The sequence below is a fragment of the Pseudomonas sp. PA27(2017) genome, assembly GCF_001945445.1.
Lineage (GTDB): Bacteria > Pseudomonadota > Gammaproteobacteria > Pseudomonadales > Pseudomonadaceae > Aquipseudomonas.
Map to the genome: position 1 here is coordinate 212,433 of NZ_MSXW01000061.1, position 23,539 is coordinate 235,971.

The following is a 23,539-nucleotide window of genomic DNA, read 5'->3' on the forward strand; positions in this document are numbered from 1 at the left end:
ATCGCGCAAAGCGGCCGCGACTTCGCGGTAGGATGAGGCGATCACCCTTCACATGACCACGGCCATGCTCGAGCAGTGCATCTCTTTTCTTGTCGACCTGTCGCGCCGCGCGACGGTTCCCCTGCTGGCCTTGGCGCTGACCGGCTGCAGCACGGTCGATTACTACGGGCAACTGGCCCGTGGGCAGTTGCAATTGCTGAGCGCGCGGCAGCCGGTGCAGGCGCTGATCGACGATCCGGCCACCGATGCGAGGCTGCGCGAGCGGCTGGCGCTTTCCCAGCAGGCGCGACGCTTCGCCAGCGAGAGGCTGGCGCTGCCGGACAACCGCAGCTATCGGCTGTACGCCGACCTGCAGCGGCCGTTCGTGGTGTGGAACCTGTTCGCCACCGAGGAGTTCTCGCTGCAACCGCAGCTGCACTGCTTTCCGATTGCCGGCTGCGTGGCCTATCGCGGCTTCTACCAGCAGAACCGCGCCCGTGGCGCGGCGGCCCTGCTCCAGGCCCAGGGGCTGGATACCTACCTGGGCGGCGTGGAAGCCTATTCGACCCTGGGCTGGTTCGATGACCCGATCCTCAACACCATGCTGCGCTGGAGCGACGAGCGCCTGGTCGCGGTGATCTTCCATGAGCTGGCGCACCAGCAGTATTACCTGGCCGGCGATACGGCATTCAACGAGTCCTACGCCACGTTCGTCGAGCAGGAGGGTTTGCGGCAATGGCGCGCGGCCCGCGGTCTGCCGGCCGCCAGAGAGCTCGGTGCGCAGCCGCGTGAACAATTCACCGCGTTGGTGCTGGCCAGTCGCGCTCGCCTGGAGACGCTCTACGCCAGTGGCCTGGATGCCGAGGCGATGCGTGCCGGCAAGCAGGCCGAATTCGCGCGCCTGCGCGCCGAGTATCGACAGTTGCGCGCGAGCCAGTGGCAGGGCGTGGGCTACTACGACAGCTGGATCAATGGCCCCTTGAACAATGCCAAGCTGCTGCCCTTCGGGCTCTATGACCAATGGGTGGGGGCTTTCGCCAGGCTGTTCGCCGAGGTCGACGGCGACTGGCCGACGTTCTACCAGCGGGTCGCCGAATTGGGGGCTTTGCCGCAAACGCAACGGCTTATACAACTGCGAGCGCTGGGCGCTGTCCCAGAGTAGGGTCAGAACCAACTAGACGCAGAGGAAGGTCGTGATGAGAGGATGGACGGCAGTGATGCTGGTGCTGGGCGTGATGAGCAGCAACGCCTGGGCGGCGCCCAAGTCGTGCGAAGAGCTCAAGCAGGAAATCGAAGTGAAGATCCAGGCGGCGGGCGTTTCCAGCTACACGTTGGAGATCGTGCCCAACGAAGAGGTCGAAGACGACGCCATGGTGATCGGCACCTGCGATGGCGGCAGCCGCAAGGTGATCTACCAGCGCAACGACCTGACCGGATCGCGAATGATGTAGCGGCTCGCGCCGCCGCCACTTCAGGCGCTGAACGCCTGGCGCAGCTGAGCCAGCGTCTGCACATGGTGAGCCGGGCGCTCGCCGCTCAGCTCCTCCAGGCTACCGAATCCGTAACCGACCGCCACCGCCTGCAAGCCATTGCTGTGGGCGCCGATAAGGTCATGCTTGCGATCGCCGATCATCAGCGTGTCGGCCGCATCGAGGCCTTCCTGTTCGAGCAGGTAGGCGATCAGCTCCACCTTGTTGGTGCGCGTGCCATCCAGCTCGCTGCCGTAGATGGCCTTGAAGTAACGGGCGAAATCGAAGTGCCGGGCGATCTCGCTGGCGAACACCGTCGGTTTGCTGGTGGCGATGTACAGGGTGCGGCCCTGTTCCTGCAGCAGTTGCAGCAGTTCGATCACGCCGTCGAACAGCTGGTTCTCGTACAGCCCGACCTCGCGGAAGCGATCGCGGTAATGGTTCACCGCCTCCCAGGCGCGTGCCTCGCTCAGGCTGTAGGTATGCATGAAGCATTGCAGCAGCGGTGGGCCGATGAAGTGCTCCAGCGCGACCAGGTCGGGCTCGTGGATATCCAGTTTCGACAGCGCATATTGCACCGAGCGGGTGATGCCTTCACGCGGGTCGGTGAGGGTGCCGTCGAGGTCGAAGAGAACGGTGCGCTGCTGCATGTGAGGGTATCCGCTGGCCTGAATCGGCGCGGATTGTCCCGCACCGTGGGTTGCCGCGGCAACTCAGGCGGCGAGCGGACGATAGATCCAGCGCAGGCTCAGGAGGGTCAGCGGCCAGAGCAGCGCCAGCAGCAGGACGCCGAACAGCACCATCAGCGCCAGCACCAGAAACTCCGAGCCGGCATACAGCGCCACCAGCAGTACGAAACCCAGCACGCCGGCCACCAGCAGCCAGATCGCCATGCACACCAGCACGCTCGCCAGCAGGCGGCCCACTGCCAGCTGCGGCAATTGCGCCGGCAGCGAGCGCTGCGCGGCGATCAGCGCCACCAGCCCGTACACCAGGCCGACGGCGGTGCTGAGCCCGAGCATCCACTCCATGCCGTAAGGGCTGATGGCCGTGGTGGGCAGCAGCGTCAGCAGCTTGGTGTAGAGCACGATGAACAACAGGCCGAAGGCCAGCGCGGTCTCGCCACGGCTCACCTGGGTCAGCCCGCTCTGGAACTGGCCCGTGCGGCGCATCAGGTGCAGGCTCAGCCACAGCGGCAGCAGGGTCGCCAGCATGAAGGACACCAGGTTCAGCGGCAGCATGAGCAAGGTGGGCGAGATGCCGCGGGCATTTTCATACAACCAGGGAGATACCTGCGCCCACAGCAGGTTGTAGAGCAGGCCGACCACGAAGATGGCCACCAGGTAGAGGCCGACGAACAGCGCGATGAGCCGCGTCGGGCGGCTCACATCAACCACATCGTGGCGCTGCAGGTAATAGCGGGCGAGCAGCAGCGCACTGCAGCCGTCGACCGCCAGGGCGCTGAGCCAATAGGCCGCCAGCTGCCACAGGTTGTTCAGATAGGCCTGGAAATACTCCGGCTCCAGCGTCAGCCACATGATCAGCCAGTGGATCATCAGGCTCGCCGTACAGCACGCCAGCGCCGTGAACAGCAGGCGCATGGGCAGGCGTGATGACCGTCGAGGCTCGATGCCATGGCCGGACTCGGCCTGGCCGATGACGGGGGAGGGGTTATCCATGGCGATTTCCTTTTGCGGCGACGCGGCGCCAGCAGGGTTGAGAGCAAATAGGTGGGCTTGAAGCAGGTTGTACGTGCGCCTCAGCGAGACGGCGGCGGCAGCCATTGCGAGCGACCGAAGCGGCCACGCAGCCAGGTGAGCGGCCACATGAGGGCCGACAGAATCAGCAGATACTCGACGAAGCGAAACGGCACCACTATCCAGCTGCTCAGCTCATCCACCTTGTGGCCGCTGGCATCGACGAAGCGGAAGTCGTAATTCACCCCGGTGCTGCCGCCGCCGTGGGTGACGATCTCCCGGGTCTCCAATTGCGCGCCAGCCGGGGCGAACAACCACTCCAGCGGTTTGTTGTAGACCGGGTTGCCGCGGGCATCGAGGAACATGCCGACATAGGCGGCGATCGCAATCAGCACCGCCGCCGCCACTGGCTTCGCCCAGGTGATGCGTGCCTTCCAGGCAATGGCAGCGAACCCCAGCAAGACCGCCGCGCTGGCCACCCCATCGATGAAAATCGCCCCGGTGAAGAACAGGTAGAAGGCGAAACCGATCAGGCAGAACCCACCGATCACGGCGGCGGCGATGGCGAAGATGGTGAGAACGGTCAGGAAACTGGAGCGTGGTTTTTTCATGGGGCGATTTTAGTGCAGGGCCGAATGGGGCAGTACAGTTGATAGCCGCCGCTTCGCATCCAGCCCTGCGTGTCTGCGTGGCGTCCAGGGCTGCCAACTGACCTACGCACTTCCAGCCCAAGGTCGGCAGTTGGCATATATTTGAGTTGTAAGCATTTTCGGTAAGCAGGCCATGTGGCGGCTGGCTGCTTGCGCGTTCTTGCCCCGACCGGTCGTGTCCAGAGATGCCATTCAATACATCGATGCCGCCAACGGCCCGCAATGATCTGCGTGAGCTGTCGGGGCACGGGCAGAGGCCAGGACGCGGTGCCTTCAGTTAGGCTGCGGCGGAACGCGGTCCTGCAACTCCGGTCGAGGGTAGCTGCGAAACTCGTCCGCCCACTTATCGGTAGAAGGAATGATTTCAAAGGCTGGCAGTTCGTCGTAAATGAAATCGAAGCGGAAGTTACCATCAGGTGTGATTTTGAATGTTGCGGTGTACCAGGCATGGCCATTTTCATGCAGTGCGGCCATCTTGGGCCGTAGCTCGCGAAACGCGTCGCTGACCTCATCTTCCGCAACGAACGACACGGCACGTCCATCACTCAGTCGATAGGAGCCTTTTTCGGAAAAGAAACGGGTGATCGCCAGGAAGCAATAGCTAGCCTCCGTCCAACCTTCATCGGGCAGCGCCTCATATACACCTTGGGCTATTGTTTGCTGCAGCTGCTGTATCTCGGGCGTCATTTCAGTGACCTGTAGGATTGATGATGGTGTGTTTGGCCGTGTTGCCGCCAATCGTCTCGGTGATTCTGAACTCGCTGGCCCGCGCACTTCCATCGGTGTATATGGGCCTGATTTTAACATGTACGTCTTTTCCGGCCGCCAACTCGCTGGCCCATCGCTTCTCCATCTGTCCCCACTCACCGGCGTGGTAGTTATTGATGTCCTTGTGCATTGGCGTCAGGTTGCCTTTTCCACCGTGGCCGCCAAATTGTGAACCGATGAGGTGACCCCCCTGGTCGTCAGCCAGCCTTCCATCCTCCTTGCCAACGGTACGTTGAGCGTAGGGGTTGCGATCAGCTTTTTTCAGTGACAACTTGCCTTCGACAGAATTGATACGGCCTTCTGCGTCCGTAGTGTATTTGTAGCCATTGAGCTCATAACTGTCGTTGGCCTTCAGCCTGCGCTTCTTGACTTGAACGCCCTGTCGAGCGCTGTCCGAGGCTTTCCCCGTCTCCGATGTCGCCTCGGACGCGCGTGCGCTTTCACTGGCGCCCCCAGTGGCTTTACCTGCTTGCGCCGCCCCCTCGGCTCCGCGAGCGGTGTCCGCCAAGGTATCTGCAGCCTCTATGCCACGTACCGCCTTGCTCGCCCTGCTGGCGCCCTTCACGACCACGCTGCCAGGTATGAACATCGACAGCACGGAGCCACCGGTTTGCGCATCGCTGGTCAGCTCGAACAGATCGTCGGCATAGCCTGAACTCATCATCTGGCTCGCCTGCCGGGCGAGCTCATTGGCCTTGGCCAGATCACCGGCCTGGTGGGCAGCAATGGCTGCCTTTTCCATGGCGTTGGCGCGCACGGCGACGGGTGGGATGCCCGCCACCGAAGTGTACTTGCTGGCCACCACGCCCAGGTTCCACAGGTCGGTGGGCAAGTTGCCAATGCCCTTCAGTACGCCGACGCCGGTATCCAGTGGATCATCTGCACTGGCTTCAGCGATTCGCTTGGTGCTGCTCCAGGCGCCGGAGCCGAAGTCCTTGGTCTTCTGCCACAACGAGCGCTCGTCGGCTTCTGCGTCGAGCAGCGCTTGCAGCTCCGGGTTGGCCTCTTTGTCGGAGGCTTGCGCCTGGGTGGCCGCGCTGCGCTGGGTCGTGACGACCTTGCCCAGTGCGCCGCCGATACCGGCACCATTGCAGTTGACCAGGCAGGTGCTGTCCTGGCGCACCAGGGGAATACCGTTGACCTTGACGTCGTTCTGGCCGCTGAGAAATCTGACGTAGCCGCCGCCCAGCGAGGTGCCGGCCACCACATGGGAGCCGGCATCGCCCTGAACGCCCTTGTGCAGGTCGCCGACGCGATACACCGGCACGCCCTGAGCTTTGACGTTGGGCGAGGACTGGGTCTGGTTACCGATGGTGGCGAAGCTGTCGAAGGGCACCACGGCGTTGCCGACCTTGCAGAAGTCCGGTACCGAGCAGACCGCTTTCCACTCATGGCTGTCGTTGGCGGCGTGGCGGGCGTTGCCCACGAGGTCCTTGCCATCCTCTGTCGGCTTTGACTCCGCCAATTCACCGTCTTTGAAGATGCCTTGGTCGTAGAGGTCTTTGACCTGTCTTGCGGTCTTGTCGAAGCTCTCCCGCTGCCCTGGAAAATACTCGCCGTTGCGGGCTGTGAAGGCTTCCCAAGGGTGGCCGCCACGGGCATACAGAGCATCCAGATTATTCAGGGCACTTGTAGCTTGGTCGGCACTGTCGATGCCGAAATTCTTACGAAACAGGTTGGCGTTGTGGTGAGGGCCCGCGACGATGTCGATATCAAGCGCCATGCACGTCCTCCTGTCTCAGGGGAGCGTCCAGCGTACCAACCGCCAGCCGTCGCCATGGCTCGATGCGCTCGAAGGTGCCACGCCAGATCAGCGAGACCTGCCGGGCATCCAGGTCGATGGCGACGGTATCGAGCACCAGCGGCCCTTGCCGGCAAAGGCCGCTGGTAGTGGTCAGGGAGACCAGCGCCAGCACACCGGGTAGGCGGAAATGGGTCAGCCCTTCGGGCAGCAGGCCGAGCAGCGAGATGAATTCGTCGCCGGCCAGGTAGCCTGGCTGAACCAGGTCCGGCGGGGCGGCCTGGTAGAAGCGCTCGTCGAAATCATCGGGCAGCAGCGGGTAGCGCTCACGCTGCCAGTGCTCGTCGTAGGTGCCGGCGTATTGCAGGCGCTCCTGGCTCCAGCGGGCGAGGGGGGCGAGGCCCTGCGGCGGCAGGGCGTCATGGGGGCTAGCGACGGGCGCCTCGACATCCTCGATCTGCGGCGCCGGCAGTTCGCTTACTTCTTCGAGCCATTGGCGTAGCTGGGCCTGAGCCTCGGGTGACATCGCCTGAAGGTCGGCCTCGCTGGGCAGCCAGCCGCACCCGGCTGGATTCTGCGGGTTGTATACCCGCTCGATCTCGCCTTGCTCGCCCGTCCTTACGCTGTAGCAGCCGCCGAATGCGTAGCGGTAGTCGAGCGGCACCTGCGTGACGGATTCCGCGCCGCTCAGGCGCCATTGCTGCCCGTGGCGTTCGAAGCGCCGCGGGCCGTGCAACTGCAACAGCTTGCGCCGGTTGCCGACACGGATGCCGGCGAGCCAGCCCGGTTTGGCGACCCTGCCTTCACTGTGCGCCGTACCGGTGACGTAGATATCACTGGCCGGTTTGAGCAGCACCAGATCACCTTCGCGGCGCAGCACGCTCTGCAGAGGGTTGACCTCGGGATGACCGTCATACTCATCGGCATAGACGATGGCGGCCTGCTTCGCGGCGCGCTGCAAAGGTTTATAGCGGTCGTTCAAGTCGAAGGTGCCGCGCAGCACCAGCACGTCGTGGACGATGCCGCCCGGCCCGGTTTTCTCGAACCAGGCGTGGGGAAAGCCGCTGCGGTTATCGATCTGCACGGTGCGCCCGTTCGCCCGGGGTCAGATTTCGTCGGGCAGCGCTGGCGCGGCCGTGACGAGCGACACGCTGTGCAGGCACTCGGGGTTGTTCTGCTTGAAGGCGAAGCGCAGTTGGCCCCAGGGCCGTGTGCTTTCCCAGACGCTGCTCTCGTGTAGCGAGCGACCACGCGGGGCCGAGACCAGCTGCAGCTCACCATATCGAGCCTGCAGCTCTTCGCGGCCGATGCAGGCACCGCTCAGAAACAGACCGACGGTACCCTGTCCGCTCGCCTGCTCCTTGCTGAGCACCGTGAAACCGATCTGCGCGATGCGTACGTTGTCCAGCAAGGCCACATCGCCTCCAACCCAGCGAGCGCGATGTTCATCCTGCTTGTCCAGCTGCAAGGGACTACCGAGCGTCTGCTCGATCTTGGCCTTGGTCAGCGGTGCCTGTTGCGCCAATTGCTCGATGGCTTGCCAGAGCGTGAAAGAGGCTTGGTTCATCCGTTCGTTCTCGTTCGTTGTAGAGCAGGCTGTTGCGCTCGCCACCAGCAGATAGGCGAAGAGCCTGAAGAAAAGCCGTTTACTTGCCGACGTTGTCGTCATACCAGCTGCCGTAGTAATCGTTGTACGTGACGAACTGGCCGTCGACCTTGACCGATGACGTCTCGCCGCCCCACAAGCGACCCACCGCCGAGCGTGCAGCGTCGCTGTTGCCGTTGCCGAGCAGTTGGTCGTAGGCCGCGTTGTAGCCGGCATGGTTGGCCGCCGAACCATTGATGCCGATGTCGGGGCCGCCGCTGGCGATGATTTCGCGCTGGACCTTGATGTTGTTCAGCACGGCTGCGCCTTCGTCCTTCAGCGCGCCATTGACGTATGCCGCCTTGGAGGACAAATCTTCCACGTACGGATTGGTGGCATGCCCCACTTCGTGGGCCAGCAACTGCGTCACCGTGTCGGGAGAGCCGCGCATGTCGCCATCGATGACGATCTTGCTGATGTCACCCTCCTGGGTGACGAAGGTCCCTTCGCCGGCAGGGCCATATTCGATATCCCAGCCGTCTTCTTGCAGCGTGCGAAGATCCTTCTGCAGCGAGGGTGATTGCGCGGCGAGGCGATCCACCGCGTTGCCCAGCCCGGTGGTCACCGCAGTGGGCGTCTGAGCTGCGGGCGAGCTGCTTTTCAGCGAAAGGCTGCTCTGCGCGTCGGCCGCCGGGCGCTTGTCATTGCCCTGGGCCGTTGGGCCTGCTTGTGAGCCGAGCCCGCGCACCACCCCGGCGATGGCCGCGAGCGCGCCCACCTGTGAGCCAGGTTCCAGCTTGCCGCTGTGCGCGGGGGCAGGTTGTGCAGTGCCCGAGTTGAGCAGGATGTCCGAAGGCGCATCGGCGTGCAGGTACTCCTGCGCCTTGAAATGGATGTCCTTGGCGCTGAGGTAGATGGCGTCCGGCGTCAGCGTCAGTTGTGAGCTGCCGACCTTGAATTCGATCTTGTCGCCGGCCGAAACGGCCCAGGTCTTGCCGATGAAGTCGGTGCGGTTCATGCCCACGGCCGAGAACATGGCCATGCCGACGTTGCGGTTATAGCCCAGGCCGACGTTGGTCATCTTCGCCATGCCGATGCTTTCGACCTTGAAGCGACCGATGTTGACCGTCTTGTTGTGGCCAATGCTGTAACGCTCGTTGCGGGCGATCTTCTTGGTGCGATTGGCGCCCACGTCGACGGTCTCGTTACGGCCGATGGATTTGCTGCGGTCGCGGCCGACGGCGTGGGTTTCGTCCTGCTCGACGACGATGTTCTGGTTGCGTTCGGCATGGATGTACAGCTGCTCTTCGCCCTTCTTGTCCTCCATGCGGATTTCATTGAACTGAGCAGGTGTGCCGCCCTTGCTCGAGCGGCTCTTGATGCCGCTCTGGGTGGCGTTGGCCGGAAGGTCGTAGGGCACCGTCTGTTCGGCGTTGTAGACGCGGCCAGTGATGATCGGCCGGTCGGGGTCACCTTCCAGGAAGCTGACGATCACTTCCTGGCCGATGCGTGGAATCTGGATCGCGCCCCAGTTCTTGCCCGCCCAGTTCTGCGACACGCGAATCCAGCATGAGCTGTTCTCGTTGGATTGGTCGTGGCGGTCCCAGTAGAAGTGCACCTTCACGCGACCGTACTGGTCGGTCCAGATTTCCTCACCCTGGGGGCCGACCACCAATGCCGTTTGCGGGCCCTGCACGATGGGCTGCACGGTCAGCGGTAGCGGACGGAACACCTGGCTGGCATCGATACAGTCGAGGCGGCTGTCGAATTGCAGCGGTTCATCATGGGTGTTGTTCTCGAAGGCTTCCTGAACGATCTGGTAGTCGGCACTGACGGTCAGGTATTCGCGGTTCTGATCGGCGCGTGGGTAACCGGTCATGCTGAACAGGTGGCCGGAGCCGATGCCGCGGGCGTTGGTACGCAGCTGAATGCGCTCGTACTGGGTCTGGATGGCCTCGATACGGTTGCGGGCGTATTGCTCGCCGTCCTTGCTCTGCACGTATTCGCCGGGGTAGTCGAACAGCGGATGACCGGCGTTGCTGTGCGCCCGTGAGACGATCGAACGTACTTCCAGGCGGGCGCTGGGGCGCTGGAAGTCGTAGTCGTTGAGCTCCAGCGAACCGGGTTGTACCTCGTGATCGAGGTGCCAGTCGTAGATGTGATCGCGCTCGCGCATCTGATCTTCCAGGGGGAAGAAGGGAACGCTGGCGTAGCCCGGTGCTGCTCGATGCGCACCGTAGGCGTCGCACAGCACCAGCACGTGGCGGGCCTGCTCGTGGCGGAAGTAGTAGTAGATCCCTTCCTGCTCGAGCAGCCGGCTGACGAAGTCCAGGCTGGTTTCCCGGTACTGAACGCAGTAGTCCCACTCGCGGTAGGTGCGCGTCAGCGCGTCTTCGAAGTCGGAGAAGCCCAGGTCGCGAAACACCTGCTTGACGATGTCGGGCACCGTCTTGTTCTGGAATATCCGGCAGTCGGAGGTCCGCGAGAGCAGCCACAACCAGGGTTTGAGGGTGACCCGGTAGCTGGCGAATTGTCCGCTACCGGCCGCCTGGCTGCAGCGCGCGGCGATACCGTGAAAATAACGGTCGCTGCCGTCGGCCAGTTGCAGGGTCAGGCCCATGGGCTTACCGAGCAAGGCGTTGAGCGGTAGCGAGTGGTCCTCGGATATCAACGCCAACTCGTAGGCGAATGGCCGGCTGAGCTCATCCCGGCCTTCCATGCGGCGCAGCACCAGCACGTCACCACCCAGCGGGCTGGTGACGATGGCCATGCGTGCATCCTGAGTAATTGCCATCAAGCGTCCTCTCGCGCGGCGGGCGTTATTGCACCTGTTCGAACTGGTAATGCAGATCCTGGTTCTGCACGCTCACCTGCACGCTGGCGAGCGGCTTGCCTTCGAGCAGGCGGCCGAGGAACTCACGGCTCATGTCCGGGAGCATGCTGTTGGTGAGGATCGCGTCGATCTGCCGGCCGCCGCTCTCGTTCTCGGTGCAGCGCGACACCACCAGGTCGACCACCGCATCGTCGTAACTGAACGGCACCTTGTGGGTGCTTTCGATGCGCTTCTTGATGCGCTCCAGCTGCAGGCGGGTGATGGCCTTGAGCATGTCGTCCGACAGCGGGTAGTAGGGGATGGTCACCAGGCGGCCGAGCAGGGCTGGCGGGAAGATCTTCAGCAGCGGCTCGCGCAGCGCCTTGGCGATGCCTTCGGGCTCTGGCATCAGTTCCGGGTCGCTGCACAGCCCGGCGATCATCTCGGTGCCGGCATTGGTGGTCAGCAGGATCAGGGTGTTCTTGAAGTCGATCTGGCGGCCTTCGCCGTCTTCCATCACGCCCTTGTCGAACACCTGGAAGAAAATCTCGTGGACGTCCGGGTGCGCCTTCTCGACCTCGTCGAGCAATACCACGCTGTAGGGGCGTCGGCGCACCGCTTCGGTCAGTACGCCACCCTCGCCGTAGCCGATGTAGCCCGGTGGCGCGCCCTTGAGGGTGGACACCGTGTGGGCTTCCTGGAACTCGCTCATGTTGATGGTGATGACGTTCTGCTCACCGCCATACAGGGCTTCGGCCAGGGCCAGGGCGGTTTCGGTCTTGCCCACGCCGGAGGTGCCGGCGAGCATGAACACGCCGATCGGCTTGTTGGGGTTGTCGAGCCCGGCGCGGGAGGTCTGGATGCGCTTGGCGATCATCTCCAGGGCGTGGTCCTGGCCGATGATGCGTTTCTTCAGGTGCGCATCCAGCTTGAGAACGGTCTCGATCTCGTTGCGCGCCATGCGCCCGACCGGAATGCCGGTCCAGTCGGCGACCACCGAGGCCACGGCCTGGTAATCGACGGTCGACAGGATCAGCGGGTCTTCGCCCTGCAGGGCGCTCAGGCGGCTCTGCAGGTCGGCGAGTTTACTGCGCAGGGTGGCGTGTTCCTCGTCGCTCAGACGGGCAGCGCCGGCCTCGCGGCTGGTCTCGTCCACCGGTTCGGCGGCCGCGCGCAGGCTGGCGCGGGTGGCCAGCAGTTCGTCGACCAGCGCCTTTTCCTCGCTCCAGCGCGCTTCCAGGCCGGCCAGGCGGCTGCGCTCTTCGGCCAGCGCGAACTCGCTGTCGCGGCGGCGGCTGCCGATGTTCACGCCGATGGCCTCTTCACGGCCGATGATCGCCAGCTCGGTTTCCAGCGCTTCGATGCGTCGACGGCTGTCGTCCACCTCGGCTGGCACCGCGTGCAGGCTGATGGCCACGCGTGCGCAGGCGGTATCGAGCAGGCTGACCGACTTGTCCGGCAACTGACGCGCCGGAATGTAGCGATGCGACAGCTTGACCGAGGCCTCCAGGGCTTCGTCGAGAATCTGCACCTGATGGTGCTTTTCCATGGTCGAGGCAACGCCGCGCATCATCAGGATGGCGCGATGCTCGGAAGGCTCGTCGACCTGCACCACCTGGAAGCGACGGGTCAGGGCCGGATCCTTCTCGATGTGTTTCTTGTACTCGGCCCAGGTAGTGGCTGCCACGGTACGCAGGGTGCCGCGGGCCAGGGCCGGCTTGAGCAGGTTGGCGGCGTCGCCGGTGCCGGCCGCGCCACCTGCGCCGACCAGGGTGTGGGCTTCGTCGATGAACAGGATGATCGGCTTGGGCGAGCTCTGCACGTCCTCGATGACCTGACGCAGGCGCTGTTCGAACTCGCCCTTCATGCTGGCGCCGGCCTGCAGCAGGCCGACGTCCAGGCTGCGCAGCTCGACGTCCTTGAGGCTCGGCGGCACGTCGCCGGCGACGATGCGCAGGGCGAAGCCTTCGACTACTGCAGTCTTGCCCACGCCGGCCTCACCGGTGAGGATCGGGTTGTTCTGCCGGCGACGCATGAGGATATCGACCAGTTGGCGGATCTCGTCGTCACGGCCGACGATGGGGTCGAGCTTGCCGCTGCGCGCCTGCTCGGTGAGGTCGACGGTGAAGCGCTTGAGCGCTTCCTGCTTGCCCATGGCGCTCGGCGCGATGGCGCCGCTGGCCTCGCCCGGCGCGGCGCCGGCCTGGAAGCCGTCAGTGGCGGTCAGGGCGTTCTCCGGCGAGGTGCCGACCACTTCGTCGAAGCGCTCGGTGAGGGTCTCGACCTTGAGTTTGTCGAACTCACGGGAGATGGCCAGCAGCGCGTTGCGCAGGCTTGGCGTCTTGAGGATGCCGACGATCAGGTAGCCGGTGCGCACCTGGCTTTCGCCGAACATCAGGCTACCGTACACCCAGCCGCGCTCGACCGCTTCCTCGACATGGGAAGACAGGTCGGTGATCGAAGTGGAACCACGCGGCAGCCGGTCCAGGGCCTCGGTGATGTCCTTGGCCAGGCGCGCCGGCTCGATGCTGAACTGGCGGATGATCTGGTGCAGATCGGAATCCTGCAACTGCAGGATCTGGTGCAGCCAGTGGCTCAGTTCGACATAGGGGTTGCCACGCAGCTTGCAGAACACGGTGGCGGCTTCGATGGCCTTGTAAGCGACGCTGTTGAGCTTGCCGAACAACGCGGCGCGACTGATTTCACTCATTTTCCTGTCCTCTAATTCGGGGTAGTGAGCGGCTGGGTGGCGACGTGATGCCTATCCAGCAGCAGATCCTTTGCATCCTCGCGCGGCTTGCCGAGCCAGGTATCGAAGCCGAGTCGGCAGCCGCCATCCAGTGACGCGGGCGGTACCTCCTCCTGTTTGAGCACCAGGTTGGTGTCCCAGTCCAGTTCCATGCCGACGTACTCGGCCACCCACGCCGCCAGCTCGGCGAGCAGCGGCTGGTCGGGCAGGAAACGGCGGTATTGCGCCAGGCTCAGTGGGCCGATGCGCAGGCGGAATTTGTGTTGCCGGTCCCATACGTGGGTGCCCAGACACAGGTCCATGCCCAGGGTGCAGGTGCTGGCACCCAGGCGGCTGTATTCCGGCAGCGGCAGCCACTGGCCGATGTATTCCTCGAGCGCCACCGGCACGCCGAAGTACTCGGCAACAATGGCCTGCAGCCCGTCGGGATAGCGGGTCTGGCTGGCCAGATGGCCGGTGAAGTAATAGCGCGCCGCGTCCGGGATCGGGCCCTGGCCGAGCAGGCTTTCCATGCCGCGGCCGGATAGCGCACCGAGGCGCGGCGACCAGTAGTCGTCAGCGGCGCGATCCTGGGCCACCGTTGGCCGGGCTTCGGCCCAGGCGCGGTAGAACAGAGTCAGCAGGCGGTGGTTGAAGACGTCGAGAAAACGCTTGAAAGTGGCATCGCCATGGTGGCGCTGGCGCTCGCGGGCGTGCTCGGTGAGGTGGATCGGCAGCGGTCCGTTGGGCCCGGTCAGGCCGAAGAAGAACTGCTCGATACGCGGCGTGCCGGTGCTGTCGTGGATGACGCTGGCCAGGGTAGAAGGCGCGAAGCCGCAGTCCGGCTTCTGGCCGAGGCGCAGCGGGTCGTCGACCAGGCGCACGGAATGGCCGAGGCGCGGGCGCTCCGGGTACTCGCACTCGATGCGCCGCATGGCCTGGAAAAAATCGTAGTTCCAGGGCGTTTCGGCCATCGCCGCCAGGCTGTTCACAGCGTCGGCCGACATCCGGGCTTGGCCCTCCATCGCATCACTTCGCCACGTTCGGTGGTACGCAGCACCGTCTCGGTGAAGCTGTTGATCGACACGTAACGGGTCAGGAAGCGCTCCAGCACCGAACCGAGCAGGAACACGCCGGTACCGCGAAAGGCGTTCTCGTCGAATTCCAGGCCGATCTCCAGGCCGCGCCCGAAGACGATCGGCCCCGGCATCGGCAGGCGCCGCGTGCACGGCTGGGCGGTAACCTTGCGCAGGCCGTCGATCTGCAGTTGCAGCGCGTTGTCACCGACATCGCCGTACAGGCGCAGCAGTTCGCGCAGCGCCGCAGCGCCCTGGCCTTGCTCGCTGAGCGACAAATAGTTGAGCGACAGCTGGCTGATCAGGCGCCAGGCGCTGGCGTCGTGGGCGCGGCTGGCCCGTGGGCGGCTGGGCCCGGCCAGGCAGCGCACGGCGACCACCGGGGCGCTGTCTTCGAGGGTGAAATCGCTGCGCGTGCCGCCGATCGGCATCGACAGCGGCAGGTCGCGGTTGGTGCACAGCGTGCCGATGCCCAGCTGGCGCAGGTCATGGCGGTAGGGTGCCTGGTTGGCGTCGACCAGCGAGATGAAGGTCTCGCTGCCCACGTAGGTCGAGCGCGGGCCGTTGCGCCGTTGCTTGCTCGACAGCACGCGAGGCTCGCGGCGCAGGCTGTACCAGGCCTGTTCGCGACCATAACGCGACGGGTCGCGCACCGCGTAGAACGGTTGGAACGGCTGCTCGGGGCCGCTGCCATGACCGCTGACCTCGGTGACCGAATGGATCTCGAAATCCTGCGGGCGGGTGCGGTCGGCGATGATCTGGTGCTCGTGCACGCGATCGCTCAGGTGAATACGGTCGGCACGGCGGGCGAACAGGTTGATCGCCGGGGTGCAGAACAGCCGGAACTGCTCGGCACCGATGCTGTTTTCCAGGCTGTTGTCGAGGCGGTTGAACAGCACCACGAGTTCCAGTTCCTGACTGGTGCTGCGCTGTACGGCGCGCTTGAGGCCCGTGAGCTCGACGAACAGGAAACGGTTGGGCAGGGCGAAGTATTCCTGCAGCAGGCGATAGCCCTGGAAGGCGCGGGGTACCACCGGCAGTGCGGCGTCCTGATCATCGAAGCCGCGCGGGCGCAGGCTGTCCGGCGGCAGGCGCTCGACCCAGGAACCGTCCACGGCCCGCACGAATAGGGCGCAGACGTTGCCCATCAATTGTTCGTAGAGGCGGAACGGTTGCTCATCGGCGCCGTGCAGATAGAACGTCAGCTCGTCGAGGTCCAGCGCATTGAACGGTAGCCCGGCGCCGGTACGCAGGCGCACTCGCACGGCGGCCTTGGCGCCCGGTTCGCTGGCCGCCAGGCGGCCGAGCTGGGTGCTCGGATTACCGAAATAGCTGGCCTGGGTGACCTCCAGTGGCCACAGGGTGACTGGCTGGCAGGTGCGATATTCGCAGGCGGTCTGCGCCTCGCTGCCCAGGGCGCCGCGCAGTGAAGCGCCGCGGTCGAGGGTGAAGCCGCTGCTCAGCGAGCCTTCATTGGGGTCGGCGCACAACTGCACCACGGTCATCGACGGCGTCGGTGCCAGGTAGTGCGGATAGGCGATTTCCAGCAGGTTGTGGGTGAAGGTCGGGTATTCGGCGTCGAGTTTGAGCTGCACCCGCGCGGTCAGGTAGGCGAAACCTTCGAGCAGGCGCTCCACGTAGGGGTCGGCGCATTCGACGCCGGACAGGCTCAGGCGGCTGGCGATCTTCGGGAATTCACGGGCGAACTCCTCTGCGCTTTCGCGGATGTGCTGCAGCTCCTGGTTGTAGTAACCGAGCAGGCGCGGGTTCATCGGCGTCTCCGTGAGGCGTCGGCGGGCAGCACCTGGACGTGCCCGGTTTCCAGATCCAGTTCGGTGGTCAGCAGCAGGCGCAGCGGCATCGGGTGGGCCCAGAGATCACCCTCGATCTCGAAGCTCAGGGAGTTGTGGTTCATTTCCTCGGCCTCCTGGCGGGCGCGCACGCGCAGCGACGAACGCACGATGCGCGGCTCGAAGTCGGCGATGGCTTTGGTCAGCAGGCGCTCGACCGCGGGTATGTCGATGCTCGAGGCGCTATGCCCGGCCAGCGGCGGCAGGCCGAAGTTGACCACCGAACTGCCGGCCCGGGTCAGGGCTTCGTCGTCGCTGGTCAGCGGGGCGATGGTATTGAACAGCCAGGCCAGGTCGCGCAGCACCGAGGTGCGCAGCTGGTTGAGGGTCAGCACGCGCTTGTCGACGCTCTCCGCCGGGTTGCTCGGGTCGTCGTCGAGCAGGCGGTCGAGCAGGGCGGGCTGCAGGCGCTCCTGACGTTTCAGGTCGGCCATGCCGCAGCATTCCCGTGCTCGAAGCTCAGCGTGCGCAAATCGAACAGCGCCTGGTCGCCGCCATCGAAGGCCAGCAGGCGCTGGCCGAGCGGCACGCCGTCGTCCTGCCATTCGGTCTTGCGTGCCAGGCGCAGCGCGCCGTCGCTGCTGGTGTGGGTGCCGGGATAGCGGCTGGGGATCAGCGCCACGGTGCTGCCGCCATTGGTGAGGGTCAACTGGGCGGGCAGCCAGACCAGATCTCGCAAATCGCTTGGTGCTTCGACGCTGAGGCTGGCGATGTTTTCCATGGGCAGCCAGACGTAGCGACCGTTGACGATCAGTTCCAGCACCGGGCCCAGGCGTGGGTCGGCGTCGGCCAGCCAGGTGAAGGGGGTGTCATCGAGCGTGCCTGGCACCGCAGCAGCGGCTTCGAAGGCCTGGTCACGCAGGCTCTGGGCTGCTGCGGCGTTACCCTGGGCGTCCTGTTCGAGGGCGAGGATCAGCGGCGCGACCCATTCGGCGGGTTGGCCGAGCACCACGGGCGTGGTCTTGCCGGCGAACACCTGCTCGCGCAGGGCCTCGCAGTTCAGTGCCGTACTGTAGGTCTGCACCATCGGCAGGCAGGCAGCATCCAGCTCGCCGGCGACCTTCAGCTGATTCTGCGCACGGCTCCATTGGCCCATCACCGCCAGCAGCTGGAACAGGAACACGCGCAGTTCAGCCTTGGCGGGTTGCGCCCGAACCTGGTCCTGCAGCGCCTTCAGCGCTTCGTCGAGCTGTGCGTTGCGCAGGTATTGTTCGGCAGTCATCGTCGGTCCCTGTACTGGAGCGGTCACCGCATTCGTGCGGTGATCCTTCGACGCGCTGCGCCTGTGTTGGCAGTGAGCGGCGCGTCATCGAAAATTCGTTCTGGTCAGAACCAGCGATGCCCGGCGCAGTGCCGGGCATCGCTGTGCACCCGAGATACGGGCGGTGTTACACCTTGACGTTCTGGCGGATGTTCCAGCCGTACTTGACCGGGCCGCCATCTTTGGCGCCGTCGGCTTTCTGCGGTTGGTAGTCGACCAGCACCTGAGCGAAGTTCAGGGTGACGTTCTCGGTCAGGCGATCTTCGCCACCGCTGCCGCCGGTGCTGATGGACGACACCAGCACTTCCTTCAGGGTGATGATCAGGTACTCGACCTGGGAGTCACCGCCGGCCTTGCGGACGGTCAGCTTGGCTTCCGGATAGTGCTTGCCGCTGGAGCAGGCCATCATCAGGTTGGGGCTGGATTTGTCGACGTACTTGGTCAGCGACAGATCCTGGATATTGACCTTGCCGGCACCGCCGCCACCGCCAACGTGCATGGAACCGGACTGGCTCATGCCCCAGCTCCAGGCCAGTACGTCGACTTCGTCGGCGTGGGCCTTGTCTTTGGATTCGCCCTTGACGTCGCCAATCTTGATGAACATATCAACAGCCATCATTCCTCCTTTCGTGGCTTTTGCCACTCTGTTTCAGCTACGCCCGCCGGTGCGGGCGCCACAGTGACGAGCCTCAGGCCCCCTTGGCCGAAGGCAGTTTGGATACCAGGCGCAGCGACACGGTCAGCCCTTCGAGCTGGTAGTGCGGGCGCAGATAGAATTTGGAGCTGTAGTAACCCGGGTTGCCCTCGATCTCCTCGACCACCACCTCGGCTTCGGCCAGCGGGTGCTGGGCCTTGGTGGTTTCGGTGGAGTGTGCGGGGTCGCCGTCGACGTAGTTGAGAATCCAGTCCTGCAGCCAGCGCTGCATTTCGTCGCGTTCCTTGAACGAGCCGATCTTGTCGCGCACGATGCACTTCAGGTAGTGGGCGAAGCGGCAGGTGGCGAACAGGTACGGCAGGCGCGCGGCCAGGTTGGCGTTGGCGGTGGCGTCCGGATCGTCGTACTCGGCCGGCTTGTGCAGCGACTGGGCGCCGATGAAGGCGGCCAGGTCGGTGTTCTTCTTGTGCAGCAGCGGCATGAAACCGTTCTTCGCCAGCTCGGCCTCGCGGCGGTCGGAGATAGCGATCTCGGTCGGACACTTCATGTCCACGCCACCGTCGTCGGTGGGGAAGGTGTGCGCCGGCAGGTTTGGCACTTCACCGCCCGACTCCACGCCGCGGATGCGCGAGCACCAGCCGTAGAGCTTGAAGGAACGGTTGATGTTGACCGCCATGGCGTACGCCGAGTTGGCCCAGGTGTACTTGCTGCTGTCGGCGCCGTCGGTTTCTTCCTCGAAGGCGAACTCTTCGACCGGGTCGGTCTTCGCGCCGTAGGGCTGGCGCGCCAGGAAGCGCGGCATGGTCAGGCCGATGTAGCGCGAGTCCTCGGAGTCACGCAGCGAGCGCCAACCGGCGTATTCGGGCGTGGTGAAGATCTTGGTCAGGTCGCGCGGGTTGGACAGCTCCTGCCACGAGCCCATGCCCATGACCGTCGGCGAGGCCGCGGAAATGAACGGCGAGTGCATGGCTGCGGAGATCTTGGCGATTTCGCCGAGCAGTTCGACGTCGGGCGGCGACTGGTCGAAGTAGTAGTCGCCCACCAGGCAGCCGTAGGGCTCGCCACCGAACTGACCGTACTCCTCTTCGTAGAGCTTCTTGAAGATCGGGCTCTGGTCCCAGGCGGTGCCCTTGAATTTCTTCAGAGTCTTGTGCAATTCGGGCTTGGAGATGTTGAGCACGCGGATCTTCAGCTGCTCGTCGGTCTCGGTGTTGTTGACCAGATAGTGCAGACCACGCCAGGCGCTTTCCAGCTGCTGGAAGTCGGGGTGGTGCATGATCAGGTTGACCTGGGCGGTGAGCTTGGCGTCGATCGCGGCGATGATCGATTCCACCGACTTGATGGCGTCATCGGAGATCAGGTCGGTCTTGCTCAGGGCATGTTCGGCCAGGGTGCGCACGGCGGTTTCCACCGCTTCACGGGCACGCTCGGTCTTGGGTTTGAATTCCTGCAACAGCAGCGAGGCGAATTCGCTGGTCTGTTCGGAGGTGGCGAGCGACTGCTCGGACGCCTGGGTCTGTTGGCTCATCGTGGCGTCCTCTTAGGCTTGCGGCTCGTTGTCTTGGGGCTTGGGCGCACTGGCCAGGGCCTGCAGCAGGGCCGGGTCCTTGATCGCCTTGATGATCAGCTCTTCGGCGCCGGTCTTGCCGTCCATGTAGGTCAGCAGGTTGGCGAGCTGAGTGCGCGCTTCGAGCAACTGGTTGAGCGAGTCGACCTTACGGGCGATGGCCGCCGGGCTGAAGTCGTCCATGCTCTCGAAAGTGATGTCCAGGCTCAGGTTGCCTTCGCCGGTCAGCGCGTTGGGCACGTGGAAGGCCGCGCGCGGCTTCATGGCCTTGAGGCGCGAGTCGAAGTTGTCGGCGTCGATTTCCAGGAACTTGCGGTCGGCGACTGCGGCCAATGGATCTTCCGGCTTGCCGGCGAGGTCGGCCATCACGCCCATGACGAAGGGCAACTGCACCTTTTTCTCGGCGCCGTACAGCTCAACGTCGTACTCGATCTGCACCCGCGGGGCGCGGTTGCGCGCGATGAATTTCTGGCTGCTGGTGGTGTTACTCATGTTGCTCCTCCTGTGCATGGGCACTGGCTTCTGCGGCCAATGGCCGGTAGCTGTGTGCGTGGCGCTTCCCTGAAGATCCGCCGCACGTTATCAGGCTGTTGAAAAACTACCTACGTTGCCGCCGCGTCGTTGAAAACAGCCTCGGATGCGAGTCCGATCAAAATGCTCATGTACAACTCGTACACTCCGCTTTTTCGACTGCTTTCGCCTTGCGTGGGCTGCCTCGCCTACGTTTTTCAACGGCCTGTTAGTCGTATTCGGGGCCGCGCAGGTTTTCGAACTGCGACATACCGTCGGGAATCAGATTGCGCACGATTTCCGCGAAATCCGCGGTGACCAGCTTCTGCGCGCGCGTCAGTAAGACCGGGACTGGGCTGGAAGGTTCGTGCTGGGCGTAATATTCGAGCAGGCGGTCGAGGGTGCGCAGTACGTCGTCGCGGCTGGCGATCCGACCGGGTGCGGCAGGCGCCTGACGCGCTGCTGGTGGCGCGTTGCTCGCGTCATCACCGGCGTCGCTGTAGGCGGGCGTTTCCTCGCTGTAGGACGCATCGTCGCCAGCGGGCGCCTGGTCGTTGAAGATCTGCCGGGTGTGGCGCAGCACCTGCTTGAGCGATTCGAGGTTGGCGCTTTGCGCCGAGCCGACGCGCTCGCTGAGCAGGCCTTCGATATCGGCCAGGGCCGCGGCGGCCTCGTCGAGCGCTACGCGGGTGCTGTCGAGCAGCTCGGCGTCGGTGTCCAGAAAGGCGCCGCGCAGTTGTTCGGGCGACAGGGTTTCGCTGGCGAAACGCTGCAGGTCGGCGGCGTTCAGGGCCGCGCGGATGCTCACCGCACCGAACGCCCGCGAGCGGGTGATGCTGGCCTCGCGCAGCAGCACGATCACCGGCTCGGCGCTCAGTGCATTGAGTGCGTTGATGCGGATGGTCGGGTCGTTGTCATCGTCGGCGTCGAGCTGCGGGTAGACGCCTTCCCAGTACTGGGTCAGCAGCTCGCGTACCAGGGTCAGGCCCTGGGCCAGGCCATTCAGGCCGTCGAGGGCGATGGCGCTCTGCAGGTACAGGCTGGCCAGGCGCAGGTCCTTGCTGCGGGCGAACAGGTCACCGGCGCGCTCGCGTACCTGGCGCCAGTCCGGCGGCTCGGCAGCGATGACCGACTGACCCATCTGGCGCTCCGGCTGGCCTTGGGCCAGGCGCTCGAGCTCGAGAAAGTCGGCGTCGTACTCGAGGTCTTCCCCGTGCGGGGTCTCGTCGGATACCGGGTTGATCAGGTACGACACATCCACCACGTCAAGTGCTCTCCATGTCAGGCCCAGTGGTCGAATGAGCGCTCGCCGCCTAACAGCCTGGCGGCCCGTGCTCATGACGAAAAGCGGCTAAATGCCACTATTCAGGCGGGGTTCGGTGCAGATCGGCGCCATTCTCCGAGCGCTCTTTGAGCATTGTCAAGCGAGGGCAAGGCGGTAGAAACTGTTGCGATGCACAGTATTTCGGTCTTCTGTGCGGTGACTCACAACCGCTTCGAATTTATTCCCGTCCGACCATTGAACCGTCGTCGTTAAGGGAAAAAAATAGAGCGCTTCGACTATTGACGATTGCCCTCGTCGATGGCGCTTTCGTTTTTCCGGCCGCACTGCAAGGAGTCGCAATGCCGTTGCGCTTGTTCATCACCACGTACCACAAGCTGACCCCCGGGCAACGGGCGGAGGTCGAGCTCGATCGCGGTGAATTGAAGATCGGGCGCAGCGCCGGCAACGACTGGGTGCTGCCCGACCCCGAACGCCTGGTTTCCAGTCAGCACTGCGTCATCCAGTACCGTGACGGTACCTACTACATCACAGATACCAGCACCAACGGCGTGATCCTGCAAAACGCCGGCACGCGTCTGCGCCGCGGCAGCAGCGAGCCGCTGCAGGACGGCGAGGTGCTGAAGATCGGCGAATACGAAATTCGCGTGCAGATCAGCGGGATCAGTGTCGCACCTGCCGCGCCACCGGCATCGGGCATGGCCGACGACCCGTTCAACAGTTTCGAGGCACTGCTCAGTCGCAGTGCCCAGCCGCTGGAAATGCCGCCGGTCAATCCCGCGCCGGCTGCCTCGGCGCCGCGTCGCGATTCGCCTTTCGACACCAAACCGGATCTGTTCGATTTTCTCAGCCCGCCGCCGGCCGTGGCGCCGTCGGTGCCCGATCATGTGCCGGCCCAGCAGCATGACTTCCGTCCGCCGCGCCCGACGCAGCCGGCGCCTGCCGTGGTGCCGGAAGCAGCGCCGGCCTCGGTGATCCCGGCAGACTGGGATCCGTTCGCCGACTTGCAGGCTGCCGCGCAGCCGCAGCCGCAGCCGATTGCCGATCCCTTCGCCGCACCGCCAACGGTGGATGCACTGCAGATTCCTGATCCGTTCGCCGAGCCGCCGAAAGCGCAGGCGCCGCAGGTTCCGGACCCTTTCGCCGAGCTGGCGCCGCTGCCCGCGGTGGAAATCCCGGCGTTCACCGTGGAAGAGTCGCCGGTGCAGCCGGTGCCACCGCCGCCCGTGGTCGAACCGGTGGCGACGCCCCAGCCGGCACCAGCACCAGCACCAGCTCCGGTGACGCAGAGCACGGCTGGCGATGACGAGTTGCTGGAAGCCTTTTTGCGCGGCGCCGGCCTGCAGCACCTGCGCCTGGACCGTGCGGCGGCCGCGGCGCAGATGGAGGCCATCGGCCGCAGCTACCGGTTGATGGTCGAGGGACTGATCGACGTGTTGCGCGCCCGTGCCAGCCTCAAGGGCGAGTTCCGCATGGCGCAAACCATGATCCAGCCGGTGCAGAACAACCCGCTGAAATTCGCGCCCAACGTCGACGAAGCGCTGCTCATGTTGCTGCGTCACGACAACCAGGCGTTCATGGCGCCGGACCAGGCGGTGGGCGAGAGTTTCGACGACCTGCGCGCCCACCAGCTGGCGCTGATGGCGGGCGTGCAGGCCGCCATCAAATATTTGCTCGCGCGCTTTGAACCGCGTGAGCTGGAAGGGCGTCTGAACAAGCCGAGCGGGCTCTCGGCACTGCTGCCCAATGGCCGTCGGGCGCACTACTGGGAACTGTTCACCGAGCTCTACGCGACCATCTCCCAGGAGGCCGAGGACGGTTTCCAGGAGTTGTTCGGCCGTGAATTCAGCCGCGCCTACGAAGAACACATTGCGAGATTGAGAGGCCGTTGAGGCCCTGTGGCCCGCCG

The 23,539-nt window shown here is 64.6% G+C and carries 19 protein-coding genes and 1 pseudogene; 3 read left to right on the plus strand and 17 right to left on the minus strand.

Annotation, left to right across the window (positions count from 1 at the left end):
- Positions 1-52 precede the first annotated feature (52 nt).
- Both BVH06_RS22595 and BVH06_RS22600 read left to right on the plus strand, forming a co-directional pair.
- Positions 53-1,141 carry an aminopeptidase gene (locus tag BVH06_RS22595; RefSeq protein WP_139315711.1) on the plus strand — a complete coding sequence of 363 codons (1,089 nt, stop codon included), beginning with the start codon at positions 53-55 and terminating at the stop codon, positions 1,139-1,141.
- Positions 1,142-1,175: 34 nt separating this feature from the next.
- Positions 1,176-1,430 (plus strand): DUF1161 domain-containing protein, encoded by a 255-nt coding sequence (locus BVH06_RS22600; protein WP_075928410.1) that lies wholly within the window; start codon positions 1,176-1,178, stop codon positions 1,428-1,430.
- 20 nt (positions 1,431-1,450) lie between these two features.
- On the opposite strand, the gene BVH06_RS22605 is transcribed toward BVH06_RS22600, so the two are convergent.
- The 17 genes and pseudogenes from BVH06_RS22605 to tssA all read right to left on the minus strand — a co-directional run bounded on the left by BVH06_RS22605 (position 1,451) and on the right by tssA (position 21,612).
- Positions 1,451-2,098 carry an HAD family hydrolase gene (locus tag BVH06_RS22605; protein WP_075935557.1) on the minus strand — a complete coding sequence of 216 codons (648 nt, stop codon included), beginning with the start codon at positions 2,096-2,098 and terminating at the stop codon, positions 1,451-1,453.
- A gap of 63 nt (positions 2,099-2,161) precedes the next feature.
- Positions 2,162-3,127 carry a hypothetical protein gene (locus BVH06_RS22610; protein WP_075935558.1) on the minus strand — a complete coding sequence of 322 codons (966 nt, stop codon included), beginning with the start codon at positions 3,125-3,127 and terminating at the stop codon, positions 2,162-2,164.
- An 80-nt stretch (positions 3,128-3,207) separates the two neighbouring features.
- Positions 3,208-3,756: a hypothetical protein gene (locus tag BVH06_RS22615; RefSeq protein ID WP_075928413.1), complete on the minus strand. Its 549-nt coding sequence runs from the start codon at positions 3,754-3,756 to the stop codon at positions 3,208-3,210.
- A 312-nt stretch (positions 3,757-4,068) separates the two neighbouring features.
- On the minus strand, positions 4,069-4,482 hold the full coding sequence (locus tag BVH06_RS22620; protein ID WP_075935559.1) for a hypothetical protein: 414 nt from the start codon (positions 4,480-4,482) through the stop codon (positions 4,069-4,071).
- A gap of 1 nt (position 4,483) precedes the next feature.
- A complete protein-coding gene (locus BVH06_RS22625; RefSeq protein WP_075935560.1) occupies positions 4,484-6,286 on the minus strand; it encodes a DNA/RNA non-specific endonuclease in 1,803 nt (600 codons plus the stop codon).
- The gene (locus BVH06_RS22630) at positions 6,276-7,388 is read right to left on the minus strand and encodes a DUF2169 domain-containing protein (RefSeq protein ID WP_075935561.1); all 1,113 of its coding nucleotides are present in this window, start codon (positions 7,386-7,388) and stop codon (positions 6,276-6,278) included. The genes BVH06_RS22625 and BVH06_RS22630 overlap by 11 nt, the downstream gene beginning before the upstream one ends.
- Positions 7,389-7,409: 21 nt before the next feature.
- The gene (locus BVH06_RS22635) at positions 7,410-7,871 is read right to left on the minus strand and encodes a hypothetical protein (protein ID WP_075935562.1); all 462 of its coding nucleotides are present in this window, start codon (positions 7,869-7,871) and stop codon (positions 7,410-7,412) included.
- Positions 7,872-8,826: 955 nt separating this feature from the next.
- Positions 8,827-10,683, minus strand: a pseudogene (locus BVH06_RS26110) (type VI secretion system Vgr family protein); the annotation flags it as partial.
- A gap of 25 nt (positions 10,684-10,708) precedes the next feature.
- Positions 10,709-13,411, minus strand: a complete 2,703-nt coding sequence (gene tssH, locus BVH06_RS22645) for a type VI secretion system ATPase TssH (RefSeq protein ID WP_075935563.1) — start codon at positions 13,409-13,411, stop codon at positions 10,709-10,711.
- A gap of 11 nt (positions 13,412-13,422) precedes the next feature.
- Positions 13,423-14,454: a type VI secretion system baseplate subunit TssG gene (gene tssG, locus BVH06_RS22650; protein ID WP_075928419.1), complete on the minus strand. Its 1,032-nt coding sequence runs from the start codon at positions 14,452-14,454 to the stop codon at positions 13,423-13,425.
- Complete coding sequence (gene tssF, locus BVH06_RS22655) at positions 14,418-16,277, minus strand: type VI secretion system baseplate subunit TssF (RefSeq protein WP_075935564.1); 1,860 nt, start codon at positions 16,275-16,277, stop codon at positions 14,418-14,420. The genes tssG and tssF overlap by 37 nt, the downstream gene beginning before the upstream one ends.
- Positions 16,274-16,789 carry a type VI secretion system baseplate subunit TssE gene (gene tssE, locus BVH06_RS22660; protein ID WP_075928421.1) on the minus strand — a complete coding sequence of 172 codons (516 nt, stop codon included), beginning with the start codon at positions 16,787-16,789 and terminating at the stop codon, positions 16,274-16,276. The genes tssF and tssE overlap by 4 nt, the downstream gene beginning before the upstream one ends.
- Positions 16,777-17,577 carry a type VI secretion system accessory protein TagJ gene (locus BVH06_RS22665; RefSeq protein WP_075935565.1) on the minus strand — a complete coding sequence of 267 codons (801 nt, stop codon included), beginning with the start codon at positions 17,575-17,577 and terminating at the stop codon, positions 16,777-16,779. Before BVH06_RS22665 ends, tssE begins: the two co-directional genes overlap by 13 nt.
- A gap of 166 nt (positions 17,578-17,743) precedes the next feature.
- Positions 17,744-18,232 (minus strand): type VI secretion system tube protein Hcp, encoded by a 489-nt coding sequence (locus BVH06_RS22670; protein ID WP_075928423.1) that lies wholly within the window; start codon positions 18,230-18,232, stop codon positions 17,744-17,746.
- Between the two features lie 73 nt (positions 18,233-18,305).
- Positions 18,306-19,799, minus strand: coding sequence for a type VI secretion system contractile sheath large subunit (gene tssC / locus BVH06_RS22675; RefSeq protein WP_027904019.1), 1,494 nt, complete (start codon positions 19,797-19,799; stop codon positions 18,306-18,308).
- Between the two features lie 12 nt (positions 19,800-19,811).
- Positions 19,812-20,330 carry a type VI secretion system contractile sheath small subunit gene (tssB, locus tag BVH06_RS22680; RefSeq protein WP_075935566.1) on the minus strand — a complete coding sequence of 173 codons (519 nt, stop codon included), beginning with the start codon at positions 20,328-20,330 and terminating at the stop codon, positions 19,812-19,814.
- 247 nt (positions 20,331-20,577) lie between these two features.
- Positions 20,578-21,612, minus strand: coding sequence for a type VI secretion system protein TssA (gene tssA, locus BVH06_RS22685; RefSeq protein WP_075935567.1), 1,035 nt, complete (start codon positions 21,610-21,612; stop codon positions 20,578-20,580).
- A gap of 359 nt (positions 21,613-21,971) precedes the next feature.
- Here tssA and tagH point away from each other — a divergent pair, with 359 nt between their 5' ends.
- Positions 21,972-23,522, plus strand: coding sequence for a type VI secretion system-associated FHA domain protein TagH (gene tagH, locus BVH06_RS22690; RefSeq protein WP_075935568.1), 1,551 nt, complete (start codon positions 21,972-21,974; stop codon positions 23,520-23,522).
- Positions 23,523-23,539 lie beyond the last annotated feature (17 nt).

Coding starts and splice junctions, on each gene's coding strand:
- BVH06_RS22615 (WP_075928413.1), bottom strand. CDS start 3,756: ATGAAAAAACCACGCTCCAGTTTCCTGACCGTTCTCACCATCTTCGCC.
- BVH06_RS22595 (WP_139315711.1), top strand. CDS start 53: ATGACCACGGCCATGCTCGAGCAGTGCATCTCTTTTCTTGTCGACCTG.
- BVH06_RS22665 (WP_075935565.1), bottom strand. CDS start 17,577: ATGACTGCCGAACAATACCTGCGCAACGCACAGCTCGACGAAGCGCTG.
- BVH06_RS22600 (WP_075928410.1), top strand. CDS start 1,176: ATGAGAGGATGGACGGCAGTGATGCTGGTGCTGGGCGTGATGAGCAGC.
- tssC (WP_027904019.1), bottom strand. CDS start 19,799: ATGAGCCAACAGACCCAGGCGTCCGAGCAGTCGCTCGCCACCTCCGAA.
- tssF (WP_075935564.1), bottom strand. CDS start 16,277: ATGAACCCGCGCCTGCTCGGTTACTACAACCAGGAGCTGCAGCACATC.
- BVH06_RS22635 (WP_075935562.1), bottom strand. CDS start 7,871: ATGAACCAAGCCTCTTTCACGCTCTGGCAAGCCATCGAGCAATTGGCG.
- BVH06_RS22610 (WP_075935558.1), bottom strand. CDS start 3,127: ATGGATAACCCCTCCCCCGTCATCGGCCAGGCCGAGTCCGGCCATGGC.
- BVH06_RS22670 (WP_075928423.1), bottom strand. CDS start 18,232: ATGGCTGTTGATATGTTCATCAAGATTGGCGACGTCAAGGGCGAATCC.
- tssH (WP_075935563.1), bottom strand. CDS start 13,411: ATGAGTGAAATCAGTCGCGCCGCGTTGTTCGGCAAGCTCAACAGCGTC.
- BVH06_RS22620 (WP_075935559.1), bottom strand. CDS start 4,482: ATGACGCCCGAGATACAGCAGCTGCAGCAAACAATAGCCCAAGGTGTA.
- tssG (WP_075928419.1), bottom strand. CDS start 14,454: ATGGAGGGCCAAGCCCGGATGTCGGCCGACGCTGTGAACAGCCTGGCG.
- tssE (WP_075928421.1), bottom strand. CDS start 16,789: ATGGCCGACCTGAAACGTCAGGAGCGCCTGCAGCCCGCCCTGCTCGAC.
- tssB (WP_075935566.1), bottom strand. CDS start 20,330: ATGAGTAACACCACCAGCAGCCAGAAATTCATCGCGCGCAACCGCGCC.
- BVH06_RS22625 (WP_075935560.1), bottom strand. CDS start 6,286: ATGGCGCTTGATATCGACATCGTCGCGGGCCCTCACCACAACGCCAAC.
- BVH06_RS22605 (WP_075935557.1), bottom strand. CDS start 2,098: ATGCAGCAGCGCACCGTTCTCTTCGACCTCGACGGCACCCTCACCGAC.
- tagH (WP_075935568.1), top strand. CDS start 21,972: ATGCCGTTGCGCTTGTTCATCACCACGTACCACAAGCTGACCCCCGGG.